The organism is Vibrio sp. 378 (assembly GCF_033339435.1).
Window position 1 is genome coordinate 299171 of sequence record NZ_JAWOUO010000006.1, and the last position, 14650, is coordinate 313820.

The following is a 14650-nucleotide window of genomic DNA, read 5'->3' on the forward strand; positions in this document are numbered from 1 at the left end:
TAGTCAATGGACATTATTCTTGGTGTAGTGATGTTTACTCTGATCGTACTTGCACTAGTACTAGTGATTCTTTTCGCTAAGTCTAAGCTTGTACCAACAGGTGACATTACAATTTCTGTGAACGATGACCCTTCTCTGGCGATCGTTACACAACCAGGTGGTAAGCTACTGAGTGCTCTAGCAGGTGCTGGCGTATTCGTATCTTCTGCTTGTGGTGGCGGTGGCTCATGTGGTCAGTGTCGCGTAAAAGTTAAATCAGGTGGTGGCGACATCCTACCAACCGAGCTTGACCATATTACTAAAGGTGAAGCGCGTGAAGGTGAGCGTCTAGCGTGTCAGGTTGCAATGAAAACTGACATGGATATCGAGCTTCCTGAAGAAATCTTCGGCGTTAAGAAGTGGGAATGTACTGTTATCTCTAACGATAACAAAGCGACATTCATCAAAGAGCTTAAGCTACAAATTCCAGATGGCGAATCAGTACCTTTCCGTGCTGGTGGTTACATCCAGATTGAAGCTCCTGCTCACCACGTGAAATACGCAGACTACGATATTCCTGAGGAATACCGTGAAGACTGGGAGAAGTTCAACCTTTTCCGTTACGAGTCTAAAGTTAATGAAGAGACCATTCGTGCATACTCTATGGCTAACTACCCAGAAGAGCACGGTATCATCATGCTTAACGTTCGTATCGCAACTCCGCCGCCGAACAACCCAGACGTACCACCAGGCATCATGTCTTCGTACATCTGGTCTCTAAAAGAAGGCGACAAGTGTACTATTTCTGGTCCATTTGGTGAGTTCTTTGCGAAAGATACAGATGCAGAAATGGTATTCGTTGGTGGTGGTGCTGGTATGGCTCCAATGCGCTCACACATCTTCGACCAACTTAAGCGTCTGCACTCTAAGCGTAAGATGTCTTTCTGGTACGGCGCACGTTCTAAGCGTGAAATGTTCTACGTAGAAGATTTCGATATGCTACAAGCTGAGAATGACAACTTCGTATGGCACTGTGCACTGTCTGATCCACTTCCAGAAGATAACTGGGATGGTTACACTGGCTTTATTCACAACGTTCTTTACGAGAACTACCTACGTGATCACGAAGCGCCAGAAGACTGTGAATACTACATGTGTGGTCCACCTATGATGAACGCTGCTGTAATCGGCATGCTAAAAGATCTAGGTGTAGAGGATGAAAACATCCTACTAGATGACTTCGGTGGTTAATTCCTCCAAGTGATTGAATCTATGGCTAGCTCTCCAAGAGCTAGCCATTATTTTTTATAGACATAAAACTGATACTCAACAGTTGATATAGGTAATCGGATTGAAAGGATTGGTCCTATTTCCCATATCAATTCAACAACATTGGGAGTTAACAAGTGAAAAAGTGGCTTGTTGCATTCGCTTCTCTATTGATTTTGGCTGGCTGTGAGCAGCCTGCAGATCAAATTCATTTAAGTGGTCCTACCATGGGGACTTCTTACAACATCAAGTATATCGAGCAAGATGGTATTCCAACGCCAAAAGAGATGCAGACAGAAATTGATCGCTTATTGGAAGAGGTTAATGACCAAATGTCGACCTATCGTGACGACTCAGAGTTAAGTCGTTTTAACCAGCATCAAACGAGCGAGCCATTTACAGTTTCGACACAAACAGCAACGGTAGTGAAAGAAGCAATTCGTCTTAACGGTCTTACTTTAGGCGCGTTGGATGTGACGGTCGGCCCTCTAGTTAATCTGTGGGGGTTTGGTCCAGAAGCTCGTCCAGATGTAGTTCCAACCGATGAAGAACTCGCTGCTCGCAAAGCAAATACCGGTATTCACCACCTATCTGTTGATGGTAATAAACTGTCCAAAGATCTTCCTAACTTGTACATCGACCTATCGACGATTGCGAAAGGTTGGGGGGTTGACGTGGTTGCTGACTACCTTCAATCTGAAGGGGTACAGAACTTTATGGTCGAAGTTGGCGGTGAAATGCGTCTCAAAGGTGTCAATCGTGAAGGTGTGCCTTGGCGTATCGCAATTGAAAAACCGACCGTTGATGAACGTTCAATTCAAGAAATTATTGAACCAGGCGACATGGCAATTGCAACAAGTGGTGACTATCGTAATTACTTTGAGAGTAATGGTGTGAGATACTCTCATATTATTAATCCACGAACAGGCAAACCAATTCATCATAAAGTGGTGTCTGTAACGGTATTAGATAAATCGTCGATGACTGCTGATGGTCTTGCAACTGGTCTTATGGTGCTAGGTGAAGACAAAGGCATGGCAATTGCGAACGAAAATAATATTCCTGTTTTCATGATTGTGAAAACGGAAGATGGTTTTAAAGAGTTGGCTTCGGAAGCATACAAGCCATTCATGAAGAAATAACAACAGAAGTGAGCATGTTTTTATGAATACATTTCTAATTACCTTTGCTGTGTTTGTCGCGGTAATCACTGCAATGGCTGTCGGATACATTTTCCAAAAGAAAGTCGTGAAAGGTAGCTGTGGTGGCTTAGGGGCAGTTGGCATCGAAAAAGTGTGTAATTGTCCAGAACCCTGCGATGCGCGTAAAAAACGTGAAGCGCGAGAGGCTGCGCGTGCTGAGAAATTGGCGGCGTGGGAAAAAGATAGAATTGCTTAGTATTGGTTAATCGTACTAAGAAAGTGATAAAGCTCAGCGTTCTGCTGAGCTTTATTTTTAGGCGGCTAACCAAAACTCAGATGTCCGAGAAAGAGCTCAATACCGTGTTTTGTTGTTTCTTTCTCTCATGTTATAGAGCAAGACTACATCGATAATCATTAGGACGAAGCAATGATTTGGTTACGTCCGTTCTCTTTGGCCATGTAAAGTCGCTCATCCGCCACTTTTATTTGTTGTTCTAGCTCCCCCACGATGTTGCTTACACCAATACTCGCGGTCACAAGAATGTTTTTGTCCAAATAAGTTATTGGCGTTTTTTCTATGCGCTGTCTCATTTGTTCTAAGCGTGTTAGAAAGCCGTCATAGTCGCCACTGGCTTGAATACAAAACTCCTCGCCACCAAGCCTAGCGACAATATCATTTGGAAAATAGATTTTTAGAATATTCGCTATCATGACTAGCACGGCATCGCCGCCCTCATGTCCGTGTGTATCATTTACTTGCTTAAAGAAATCGATATCAAGCATCGCGATGTTTCTTTGAGCGTTTTCTACATGGGGCTGCTCAAACAGAAAGCGGCGGTTCCATAAGCCCGTTAGCGCATCTTGATTTGCCATTTTAAACAGTTCAGATGTTGCGTCTTTGATATCTAACAGTTGGTGAATACGGCAAAAAAATTCTTCTTGATTAAATGGCTTGTATAAAAAGTCATTGGCCCCTGCTTTTAGAAACCTAGCCGTCATGGTCTTAGAGTTACTACCCGACAAGCCGAGAATGGCTAATTGATTTTTATCCCACTTCCGACGTAATTCTCGCACCATCGTAATGCCATCTTTAACGGGCATGTCATGGTCGGTTAAAACGAGAGTGATATCTGGATTTTGCTCGACAAGCTCTAGGGCTTTTTGCCCATTGTCAGCTTCCAACGTTTGAATGTATTGATGCTCCAAAAGTTGGGCAATGTGTCTTCTTACGGTGTGTGAATCATCAACGACTAAACATTTGTGTTGTTGATTGTTGGTTAGTCGCTTGAGGAGTGGTAATAGATAGGAAACGGACGCCATGCTGTCTTTCAAAATATAGTCGAGGACACCTTTTGCGAGCATCTTTTCGCGAGTGTCTTCTTGAAATCGAGCCGTTAAAACAATGACACGATGACCATGTTCCAAAACGAGGTCAATAATCTCGCCATCTTGAGCATCCGGTAAACAATAGTCTAAAACCGCACAGAAGAGGTCCTGTGCTGAAGATAACAAGTTCTTTGCCTCCGCGTAGCTTTCTGCTGCGATGACCTCATAACCAGCTTGGCTTATTGTTTGGCAAAGAAAGTTTTTAAACGCACGACTATCTTCAACAACCAGAATCTTATTACTCAAGCGCAGTCCCCAAAATTAATTGTTTAAAATCAATGATAACTAAAATTAAACTTATCGCCATCAAAAAACACATGTCAACCAAAAGTAGAACAACTACCCAAATGTTTGACACGCATCCGTTAACATCACATCATTATTCCTGTCTTAGTTATATAATTATGTTTAGCTAACGTAGGGAGAAAGTAGTATGGAAATGCATCAACATGGTATGGCTGAGCTATTTCAACAACTGGGCCTCGGTAGCTCTCCTCAAGAAATGAAAGATTTTATTAATCAACATCGACACAAAAGAGATTCTGCGCCTTTACATGAAGCTAGCTTTTGGACGATGTCACAGGCGAACTTTCTAAAACAAGCCATCGAAGAAGATGCAGATTGGGCCGAATTGGTCGATCAACTGGACGTAATGCTTCGAGATTGACGTTCGCTTAAACACGCCCATTTCTCTTCAGGTAGATTTGATTTATACTGTTTTTTTGAACAGTACCTTGATGGCTATGTCAGATCGAATTAGAAAAATTATTCATGTCGATATGGATTGTTTTTATGCTGCCGTAGAGATGAGAGATAACCCCAGTTACCGTGGCATTGCACTCGCTGTTGGCGGACATGAAAAGCAGCGTGGAGTGATTAGCACCTGTAATTATGATGCGCGTAAATATGGTGTTCGCAGTGCAATGTCAACGGCGCGCGCGCTGCAACTCTGTCCTCATTTGTTGGTTGTGCCCGGTAGAATGCATGTATACAAGCAAGTCTCTCAGCAGATTCGTGCTATTTTTGAGCGTTATACGCCTATCATTGAACCTCTCTCATTGGATGAAGCATACCTCGATGTCACGGACTCGACAGCTTGCCGTGGCTCCGCAACGTTGATCGCAGAGTCAATTCGCCGTGATATCTGGAGTGAACTTGGGTTGACGGCATCGGCGGGCATTGCTCCGATTAAGTTTCTTGCCAAGGTCGCGTCAGACATGAACAAGCCCAACGGTCAGTTTGTGATTCCGCCAGAGAAAGTCCAAGAGGTTATCGATAGTCTTCCGTTAGAGAATATTCCTGGCGTGGGGAAGGTGAGTCTTGAGAAGCTCCACCAAGCCGGTTTTTATCGATGTGAGGACATTAAAAACAGTGACTATCGAGAGTTGTTGAGGCAGTTTGGTCGTCAGGGTGCCTCCTTATGGCAGCGAAGCCATGGAATTGATAATCGAGAAGTCGTTGTTGAGCGCGAGAGAAAGTCCGTCGGTGTGGAAAGGACATTCAGCCAGAACATCGCAACCTATGGTGAATGTTGGCAAGTGATTGAGGAGAAACTTTATCCTGAACTCGAGAAACGTTTAGAGCGTGCAAGCCCAGATAAGTCGATTATTAAACAAGGTATTAAAGTCAAATTTGCCGATTTTCAACTGACAACAATTGAGCACATCCATCCGCAATTAGAGCTTGAGGACTTCAAGATCTTGCTAAGAGATATTCTTAAACGCCAAAATGGACGGGAAATTCGCCTTTTAGGCTTGAACGTGATGCTCAAGCCCGAAGACCAAGCGCGTCAATTGAGCTTTTTTTAGGCCCTTACCGTTTCTACCTGCGTTAATACCTGCTCAAAACTTACATTTGCCATTGCACCATAACCTGCTAGCTTTGAGGCTTTTAGCTGGCTAATCAAAGGAGTGCTGATTCCGCACAAGAAGCGAGCAACGGCATCATTACTGATGACTGATGGGGACAGCTGAATAAACTCCTGCGCCCATATCGATACTTGAGATTGTTCAATATCTTCAGGTTCTGGTGCTGTGAATGTGGCGACGTGACCACGACACACGGAGCAGTGACCACATTGCTTTGGTGCATCGTGATCCGCAAAGTAGTTCGCCAATTGTGAGCTCAAACAGTGCTCGGACTGGAACAAGTGCAGCATGGTGTGGATTCTTTCGATATCTTTGCTTTCTTTGGATTGGAACAGTTCATACAGTTGTTGGATTAAAACATCCGAGCTCTGTTTGGTTGGCATAACTGAGTACACGTCCGTCAGTTGTTTGCTCTCTAGTTCTATCCAGCCGTTCTGGTGAAAATAGTCGAGCGCTGCGACAACTCGGCTGCGTTCCGATTGATAGTTCATCCATAGCGCTTCTAGGTCAACTTGGCACCATACTTTGGCTTTTTGCGAGCAGGAGAAAATAGCCTCCACAAATTGACGTCGCTCGCCTTGAAATTGATTCACAATAAATTGCTGATCGTGCAAAAACTTAAACCGATATTCCGCAAAGTAACTGTACTTTGCTTCAATGACGTTATGTAGCTCCAAATAAACCAACAAGGTTTTGATTGGCAATTGGCGGATATTACTTTCACGCGACAAACGCAGTGGCACTACCTCCCATTGTGGAGCATGTTCTTTCGCTTGCTCGACTACATAGTTAATTGACGTAAATTCTGGTGTGTCACCATAGACAAAATTCTCCAACACCGTTAAGCCGGACGTATTGCCTAGCAGAATGCACTCAGAGCGTTGCCCGTCCCTGCCTGCACGTCCAATCTCTTGTGCGTAGTTCTCGATTGATTTGGGTAAGTCGAAGTGAATGACGCGTCGAATATCAGATTTATCGACCCCCATACCAAATGCAATCGTTGCAACAATACAGTCAATTTGGCCATCCATGAACTGCTGTTGGATTTGTTCACGAACGTCGCTTTTCATGCCAGCGTGGTATGCGTGAGCGTTAATGCCAATATGGATTAATGACTTTGCTACTCGTTCTGCTGTTTGCTGCTGCGTCACGTATACGATGGTCGGAAGCTTAGGTGAAGAGGCGATGATCTCACTGAGCTGTTCTTGTTTCTTTGTTTCCTCACACGGGATCACCGAGATATCCAGATTAGAGCGGTAGAAGCCTGTAACGGTAATATGTTCACTGGCAATATCGAACTTTTTTTGCATGTCTTCAATAACTGCAGGCGTTGCCGTTGCGGTGAGAAGTAAAGACTGTGGGATGTTCAGTTCACGTTGATATTGCGGTAGTTTGAGATAATCTGGACGAAAGTTATGCCCCCATTCGGAAATACAGTGCGCTTCATCAATGACCATCAAAGAAATCGGTACTTGGCGAATGAATTCACGAAAACGCTCGTTTTTTAGCCGCTCAACAGAAATCATCAAGATTTTGATTTGTCCATTCTTCACGCCAGCCATGACCTTTTGTGCTTCTTCTCTACTTTGACTGCTATCGATAGAAGCGGCAGCGATTCCTTTACTTTGTAAAAAGCTCAGTTGATCCTTCATTAACGCCAACAACGGAGAGATCACCAACGTAAGGTTGGGTAATATGGTTGCAGGTAGTTGATAACAGAGTGACTTCCCCGAGCCTGTAGGAAAGATTGCCGCAGCAGAGTAACCATTCATAACGGCTTCAATAACGGGTTGCTGACCTTGGCGTAATGAGTCAAAACCAAATACAGATTGAAGTGTTTGATGCAGCGAGTCACTTTGCATAATAGGGAAACCTTTCTTTGATGGTAAACTTAGGTACATTAACACACCCTGAGTGCCAAACGCGCGTCCTAAAAGTATGAACAAAGCTGACTTAGTCCAAATTATCATCCAACATCTGGAAGAAAAACTTCAAGTTGCCCATGCATCGGCTCAGCGAGCTATCGATGCCGCGACAGATGAAGAAACTGTTCCCGAGCACAAGTACGATACATTGGCACTTGAAGCCGCGTATCTTGCTCATGGACAAGCCATGCGAATCCAAGATAGTGAAGAGGAATTGCGTCAATATCGTTCTTTAGTGACTCGCGACTTTAAGAATGCGCCTGTTGGTGTTGGTGCTTACGTTGTTCTCGCAGATGAGAATTTGATCGAAAAGCACTTCTTTGTAGGCCCTTGCTCTGGTGGTTTGACTGTTCAATATCAGGCTCAGGAAGTCTTTGTCTTAACAGCTAAATCTCCTCTGGGTCGAGCGTTGTTCGGAAAAGAAGAAGGTGATGAGGTTGACGTAAAAATAGGAGATAAAACAAATTGTTACGAAGTCGTGACGATTTGCTGACATCTCATGTATCACTCAGTGTTATGTTTAACACGAGTAATGTTAAATAAAAGAGAATGACATGAAAAAGCTTTTTACACTCTCATTGCTGATGGTCAGTGCTACTGGTTATGCAGCGCAGTGTCGTGTGGACATCAATAATGAAGTCCGTATGGATGGGCAAAGCTTGGAAATTCGCCAAACGACAGGTGATAAAGCTGTCGTGGATGAGGATAACAACCTCTTCATCAAAGGTGAGCTAATTGAACTCAATTCTGAACAGAAAGCGGCAATTGAAGACTATCGCGAAAAAATGAACGCGTATATTCCACAAGCAAAGCAATTGGCGAGTGATGGTTTAGCGCTTGCGAATGATATTATTGATGATGTTGCGGAAAGCCTCGATGCACCTGGTGCGTTTGATAATGTAAAAGTCGCAGTAAAGGACTTTTTCGCTGATGTTGAATCACGTTACTACAAAGATGGTGATTTCATCCTGCCGGCGGAGAGTTTTGAGTCTATGACACAAGGGTGGACTAAAGACTTTGCAAAAGCACAAGAGATCTTCAATAAAGAGTTTTTAGCGAGTTCGTTGGATGCTTTATCGAAAAAAATGAAGGAAGAGGGGGGAATAAACCTCACTGCATTATCGGAGAGTATGGCTGAACTCAGCGCGAAAGTAGAAGAGCGTTTAGCTGAGCATTCGAAAGAGGTAGAACAACAAGCAGAAGACTTGTGCGATTCGCTGGATGACATGGCAGGGCAAGAAGACGATCTGTTGAAGAAAATCCCTGAGCTAAAAGATTACCGAGTATTTACGATTTAATTACTCATTAAAAAGTAAAAAACTCAATGAGATAAAGAAAGAGAGCACGATTGTGCTCTCTTTGCGTTTTACTCGCTTATTCTTTGATAACTTATTGCGCATTCATCTCGGTGAGTTTATCGCCGACAGGTTTTGAGAAGTTAAAACCATCATGTTGATCCCAGTTGATAGACCATGTCATTACTCCTGCATAATTCGGGTAATAGTACGCTGGTTTAACGGTGCCACATGAAGTGCCTTTGGTTAAACAATCTAGTGCGTTGATAATATTCTGTGTTGGAGCCTGCCCTGAATTTGCCGAGCTAGGACCTGAAGGTAAACCGATTGCGACTTGATCATCGCGCAATGGTGCAAATTGAGTGCCATCGGCCAACTCAAAACCTTCGATAAGCATTTTAGATTGCGCTACCATCATATCCACAGAGCCTTCTGGTGCACTGCCTGGCAGGTATGGGTTTGGCAAACCGCCGTTGTTATATAACTGGACGTGAAGCAAGTCGAGCGTGCTGCGTGTCTCGTTAATCACAGGGATGTACGCCCCCCAAATACCGCTGTAAGCCACATAACCACCTTGAACATAAGGGTGCTCAGGCGCCATGGTTAGGTACATATCTCCACCCATGTTTTGCTCTATTTGAAGCAAAGCACGACCAAGGCGAGCTTGAATTTGCGAGCCATGAACTAAGTTAGAACCACTCTCTAAATCCACATCTAGACCATCAAAGCCCCACTCAGCGATAAGACCTGTTAGGCTAGAGACAAAGTTGGCTTCATCTTGGTCGGTATTCAGCGTAATCGTGCCTTCTGCGCCGCCAAGAGAGAGAACAAACTTCTTACCTTTAGCTTGAAGCGCTGCCATGTCCTGCTTGAATTGTGTTGGATCGAGTGCTGGACAATCGCTGTAAATATCGCCTGAATATAGATTAAAGTGCACGGTGCCATCACTGTTGCGATCATTTTCAGCAAAGGCAATATCAATCACATCCCAAGCATCTGCCATATCCGCTAGACGAATTGGACAGCCCGCTCCATTTACAAAATTGTGCCAGTAACCGATGAGTTTATGGCGTTTATCTACTTGCTCAACCACCGTTATTGCTGCGGCGTCAGACAATGCATTGCTTCCTGACAAATCCACAGCTTGGGCGCTAACTGTAAAGTTACCAAGTGCAGTTGGTGTCCAGTTGGCTGTGTAAGGTGCCGTGGTATCGGTTGCAACAATAGAGCCGTTGATCATGAAATCAACGTGTTTAATGCCTGAAGTTAAAGACGTTGCATCGGCGCTTAATGCGAGGCTTTTGCCTAATCCGGTGGTCTGACCGCTGCTTGGTGAAGTCAGAGAGACGACCAAATCTTTATCGCTGACTTCCACACCAACCAGGGACTCTGACGTGTTGTTATCATTATCGGTTGCGACGGCTTTAAGCTGGTTAGCGCCAATAAGTGTGGCGTTCCAAGTAACGGAATATGGCGCTTGAGTGGTGACCCCTAAGCTGGTGTTGTTCGCAAAAAACTCAACTTGCGTGACTGTGCCATCAGCATCGCTTGCGTTTGCCGTGATTTCGTTATTGCTGCCAGCGAGCACGACTTGTCCATCCGTTGGTGCCGTAATGGTAACTTGCGGTGGTGTCGAACAAGCACCTAGGCCACTCCAAGCATCTTGCCAGTATAGCCCTTCACCAGGCTCGTAAGCCCATGTCGCATCCGAGGAGCACCAACCAGCAACATCACAACGATATTTTTGGTTGAAGTGAGAAACCAGGTCGCCAGTTTGATAACTTGTGCCTGCCACATAAGGTACTGCATCTGCACATCCGCCCGTTCCGGTTTCTGAATTACTAATAACCAGCGCAACTTCTTGGCTCATCGTTGCGAGGTTTGTATCATCAGTCGCTTGTGCTTTGAACGAGTATGTACCTGGACTAGCGGTCCATTGATATTCGTAAGGTGCGCTAGTATCAATGGCGACAAATTGATTGTTTACGAAGAACTCAACTTGTGTGACCACTCCATCAATATCGTCAGCTTGAGCGGCTACGGTTAGGTTATCGCCTACATTAAGCACTTCTGTGCCTACTGGGCTTGTCAATGAAATGCTTGGTGGCGGTAATTCGACTTGTGGTTGAACTTGGATAGAAATCGTCGTGGTGCTAACAGCTCCCTCATTATCTGTCGCAATTGCGGTCAATTGCGAGATCCCTTCAATAGCTGTCCAAGAAGCTTCGAATGGTGCTTGAGTTACCACAGCAACGGTTTGGTTGCCTGCAACAAACTCAATTTGTGTGATTTGGCCATCTTCGTCAGCTGCGTTGGCTAACAAAGTGATCGCACTGCCTTCGGGAATTTGTGCGTTGTTTATTGGAGAGGAGAACGACACCGTTGGTGATAAGTTGTTGCTTCCACCATCGCATTGCCCTAACGCTTTCCATGCTTCCCAAGATCCTGAGTTGGTCACGGGGTCATTGCCTTGCGTCCAATATGCAGCCTCATAAGCGGCTCCTTGCGTTTTTACTAAAGCGCCCGATGTATAAGTCGCAGTGCTGTCCCAGTCGGGTAGACTTTGACAGTTATAGGCTTGAGCTTGGTAGCTGGCGCTGAGTGCTACAACCATCGCTCCGTGAAGTAGGGTGACCTTCATTTTCCTCTCCTTGAATCATGGGTATAAATGAGAACAGAGTAATAACTAGCTGATAAATAGACATTAGGGGGAAAAAGCGAAGCACAATATTCTGCTTTTCGACACAGTATCACGAGGAACAGTTCGTCCCTTACACCAGAGCTCATTATTTTTCGGCTCACTTCACGGCAGAAGGATTGGTAAAATTCAGCCACGTAAAACGAACAACAGTCGCGAGGCTTTTGAGCGATGAATATGAGATGTACGTTAAAATTTACAAGCTGAATGACTACAAATTGTTTCAACTGTCGAGGATTTAACCGAGGTGCTCTTGTTGAATAGTGAATATTGCTATAGTGTACTAGTTAGCTAGTTCAATGATATTTTTGTGTGAGTAGTATGACACAGCAAACCTCTTCTCAGCCTCGCGAGCATTTTGGCTCTCGTCTCGGGTTCATCTTAGCTGCCGCAGGTGCCGCAGTTGGCCTTGGCAATATTTGGGGCTTCCCAACTCAAGCAGCCAGTAATGGTGGCGGTGCTTTCCTGTTAGTTTATTTGGTGATGATTCTTATCGTCGCATTTCCGATGCTGGTGGTTGAAATGGCGATTGGTCGCCATGGTCAAGCCAACCCTGTAGACAGTATGCGTGCAATCACAGATAACCCTGCCGGTAAAAAGCTCGGCGGCATTGTGGGTTGGATTGGTTTAAGCGTACCAAGCGCTGTCTTAGCGTTTTATTCAATTGTTGGTGGTTGGTTGATCTGCTTTTTACTGGGTGCAATCACAGATCTAATGGGGTTAGAAGCTGCAACTCAATGGCTAAAGGGCTTTAGTGTTGAACGTAACTTGTTCGGAACCATTACTTTTTATGTACTGACGATTCTCATCGTACAAGGTGGCGTAAAACAAGGTATTGAGAAGTGGTCCACACGTTTGATGCCAGCATTGTTTGTTCTGTTTGCTCTGCTATTTGCTTACATCATGACGCAAAACGGTGCGATGGAAGGTCTGAAACATTACCTAGTGCCGGATTTTGAAAAGGTATGGGACCGCAAGTTGATTCTTGCTGCAATGGGACAGGGCTTCTTCTCGCTTACGATCGGTGGCTGCTCAATGTTGATTTACGGATCTTACTTGAGTAAGAAAGAAAACCTACCAAAGATGGCGATGAACGTGACCATGGTAGATACTGCCGTTGCTTTCATTGCAGGATTAGTGGTGATGCCAGCGATGTTTGTGGCAATGCAAAAGGGCGTTCAAATCTATGCAGAAGATGGCTCTCTATTAAGCTCAGATACGTTAGTGTTTACGGTATTGCCACTAATGTTTGATAGTTTAGGTTTGCTTGGTCAATTGTTCTCTATTGTGTTCTTCTTATTACTGACGATTGCGGCGCTAACGTCCTCCATTTCAATGTTAGAGTGTCCAGTGGCTTTAGTGAGTGAGCGCTTCAATACTAAGCGCAGCGCAACGAGCTGGGTTTTAGGTGGTCTCATTGCCTTGTTCAGTGTGGTGATTGTTTATAACTTTGGCGCTCTGTTTGGTATGGTCGCGACGGTTGCTACTCAATATCTACAACCAACCGCTGCGCTCTTATTCTGCTTATTTGGTGGTTGGGTATGGAATCGCAACTCAAAAATCAAAGAACTTGAGCAAGGTTGCCCGGAGTTTACGCAAGGTTGGTTTGGTAAGTTATGGCCTGCGTATGTGAAGTTTGTATGTCCAATTCTTGTGGCGACAGTCATCTGGGCTTCATTTGGCTAACCGAGACGCCTATCGAATAAAAGAAAAGGGCTTGATGGTAACTCATCAAGCCCTTTTTGATATTGGTTATTCTCGTTTCGGTTATCCGCCAAGAATGGTGTTGATTAACGGAATTGTCCTGCTTCTGGAAGAAAGTCAAAACCAGCAGAAGCCAGTTTTGTCTCCAGTGCTGTGCGTTCGATATCGAAGAAAGCCACCAGTTTATCTAAGTCACCACCGAAGTCGTCGCGTAGCTTCATATTCACAATGCTCATCAGCATGACAGGATCCATGGATTCAAAGTTCGCTAGATTCATTACTTATCCTCAAAATCTGAAATCAGTAGGTTTGCCGCAGCAAATGCCGCTTTTTCACGCACTTCTTTTGGTAGCGATTCATCCGCTGCAACATCGTTCAGTGCTTTAACTGCACATGAAATTGCTTGGGGAATATAAGCTTGATCGCCACTACCAATCTGAGCATAAAGCTCACGAACCAGTTCACAACAGCCGTATACTTGCATGTTTTCTTTCCACTAAATGATAACTTATCTCAATATACACACAGCGGATTTGAAACTCAAAGTACAGAGTTGTTTTGGCTCAAGTTAAAGGTTTGCTTGAGCGAGATTTAATCACTGCATTTGTGCTTCTAACTGCTGAGTGACTTCTGGTGAAAGTTGAAGTTGTTTTGCTAGTTCTTGCAGATACGCTTTTTCCATAAAGTTTTGTTCATCAGCGACGATCAAAGACGCTAGGTAAATTTCTGACGCTTGTTGAGGAGAGGTCGCCTGATTAGCAATTTCAGCAGGATCAAGCGGTTTGTTTAACTCTTGCTGAACGAGGTGACGAACGTGCTCATCTGCGCCCATATCCGCGAGAGCTTGTTCAATGCGCGCCATTTCCTCTTCATCAACGTGACCATCAGCTTTTGCAGCTCCAATCATTGCTTTTAAAATTAAGACACTGTGTTTACTGTCATCGGGGTCAAAGGTTTCTTGAACACCTTGACCGGATTGCTTGGCTTGCCAGTCGTTATACACTTTGTAGGCCAAGGCTCCAAGCGCAGCTGCGCCACCGACTTTTAATGCGCTTGACCCTACTTTTTTAGTCATTTTTTTACTTTTCTTTGAGCCCATCAGCATACCTATGAGGCCTCCGCCTACAGCACCTGCTCCTAGCGTTTTTAGGCTACTTGAATTTGATGAGGATTTGATGTTGTTGGTTTGTTTGCCCAATGCATCTGCACCTTGCTTAAGTAAGTCTGATTTGAGTGCTTGGTTTAGAAGACTTTTTAAATCCATAACTGACCTCCTTTAGATGATGAAATCAGTTTAATAGCAAGAAGCTGAACCAAAGATTAACAAAGTGAATAGTTCGAAAAAGGTGGAGGGAGGATGTTGAGCTGTAATAAAAAAGGGCTG

At 44.5% G+C, this 14650-nt stretch carries 14 protein-coding genes; 8 read left to right on the plus strand and 6 right to left on the minus strand.

The genetic code is table 11. The annotated features are described in order from the left end of the window. The first annotated feature begins 6 nt into the window (after window positions 1-6). The 3 genes from nqrF (at window position 7) to nqrM (ending at window position 2646) form a co-directional block, all read left to right on the plus strand. Window positions 7-1230 carry an NADH:ubiquinone reductase (Na(+)-transporting) subunit F gene (nqrF, locus tag R7Q48_RS13745; RefSeq protein ID WP_005380271.1) on the plus strand — a complete coding sequence of 408 codons (1224 nt, stop codon included), beginning with the start codon at window positions 7-9 and terminating at the stop codon, window positions 1228-1230. Window positions 1231-1385: 155 nt separating this feature from the next. Next, window positions 1386-2390, plus strand: a complete 1005-nt coding sequence (locus R7Q48_RS13750; RefSeq protein ID WP_262681196.1) for an FAD:protein FMN transferase — start codon at window positions 1386-1388, stop codon at window positions 2388-2390. A 22-nt stretch (window positions 2391-2412) separates the two neighbouring features. Then, entirely contained in the window at window positions 2413-2646 is a 234-nt protein-coding gene (nqrM, locus tag R7Q48_RS13755) for a (Na+)-NQR maturation NqrM (protein WP_005380273.1), read from the plus strand. A gap of 158 nt (window positions 2647-2804) precedes the next feature. On the opposite strand, the gene R7Q48_RS13760 is transcribed toward nqrM, so the two are convergent. Continuing rightward, window positions 2805-4022, minus strand: a complete 1218-nt coding sequence (locus tag R7Q48_RS13760) for a response regulator (RefSeq protein ID WP_225496626.1) — start codon at window positions 4020-4022, stop codon at window positions 2805-2807. Window positions 4023-4209: 187 nt separating this feature from the next. Here R7Q48_RS13760 and R7Q48_RS13765 point away from each other — a divergent pair, with 187 nt between their 5' ends. Beyond that, on the plus strand, window positions 4210-4443 hold the full coding sequence (locus tag R7Q48_RS13765) for a DUF2789 domain-containing protein (RefSeq protein WP_005380277.1): 234 nt from the start codon (window positions 4210-4212) through the stop codon (window positions 4441-4443). Between the two features lie 76 nt (window positions 4444-4519). Beyond that, on the plus strand, window positions 4520-5584 hold the full coding sequence (dinB, locus tag R7Q48_RS13770) for a DNA polymerase IV (protein ID WP_025998728.1): 1065 nt from the start codon (window positions 4520-4522) through the stop codon (window positions 5582-5584). Here the strand turns inward: dinB and R7Q48_RS13775 are convergent. After that, window positions 5581-7506 carry a RecQ family ATP-dependent DNA helicase gene (locus tag R7Q48_RS13775; protein WP_318132336.1) on the minus strand — a complete coding sequence of 642 codons (1926 nt, stop codon included), beginning with the start codon at window positions 7504-7506 and terminating at the stop codon, window positions 5581-5583. The genes dinB and R7Q48_RS13775 overlap by 4 nt on opposite strands. A 76-nt stretch (window positions 7507-7582) precedes the next feature. On the opposite strand from R7Q48_RS13775, the gene R7Q48_RS13780 reads away from it, so the two are divergent. Both R7Q48_RS13780 and R7Q48_RS13785 read left to right on the plus strand, forming a co-directional pair. Next, the gene (locus R7Q48_RS13780; protein WP_167415397.1) at window positions 7583-8062 is read left to right on the plus strand and encodes a GreA/GreB family elongation factor; all 480 of its coding nucleotides are present in this window, start codon (window positions 7583-7585) and stop codon (window positions 8060-8062) included. A 61-nt stretch (window positions 8063-8123) separates the two neighbouring features. After that, entirely contained in the window at window positions 8124-8867 is a 744-nt protein-coding gene (locus R7Q48_RS13785) for a YggN family protein (protein WP_167415396.1), read from the plus strand. 91 nt (window positions 8868-8958) lie between these two features. Here the strand turns inward: R7Q48_RS13785 and R7Q48_RS13790 are convergent, their stop codons facing one another. After that, a complete protein-coding gene (locus R7Q48_RS13790; RefSeq protein WP_167415395.1) occupies window positions 8959-11505 on the minus strand; it encodes an Ig-like domain-containing protein in 2547 nt (848 codons plus the stop codon). 378 nt (window positions 11506-11883) lie between these two features. Here R7Q48_RS13790 and R7Q48_RS13795 point away from each other — a divergent pair, with 378 nt between their 5' ends. Continuing rightward, window positions 11884-13248, plus strand: coding sequence for a sodium-dependent transporter (locus R7Q48_RS13795; RefSeq protein ID WP_005391763.1), 1365 nt, complete (start codon window positions 11884-11886; stop codon window positions 13246-13248). Window positions 13249-13352: 104 nt separating this feature from the next. On the opposite strand, the gene R7Q48_RS13800 is transcribed toward R7Q48_RS13795, so the two are convergent. The 3 genes from R7Q48_RS13800 to R7Q48_RS13810 form a co-directional block, all read right to left on the minus strand. Further along, a complete protein-coding gene (locus R7Q48_RS13800) occupies window positions 13353-13544 on the minus strand; it encodes a DUF4250 domain-containing protein (protein WP_005380289.1) in 192 nt (63 codons plus the stop codon). Next, window positions 13544-13750, minus strand: a complete 207-nt coding sequence (locus R7Q48_RS13805; protein ID WP_005391765.1) for a YaeP family protein — start codon at window positions 13748-13750, stop codon at window positions 13544-13546. The genes R7Q48_RS13800 and R7Q48_RS13805 overlap by 1 nt, the downstream gene beginning before the upstream one ends. A 111-nt stretch (window positions 13751-13861) precedes the next feature. Next, window positions 13862-14530, minus strand: a complete 669-nt coding sequence (locus tag R7Q48_RS13810) for a tellurite resistance TerB family protein (RefSeq protein ID WP_017820764.1) — start codon at window positions 14528-14530, stop codon at window positions 13862-13864. Window positions 14531-14650 lie beyond the last annotated feature (120 nt).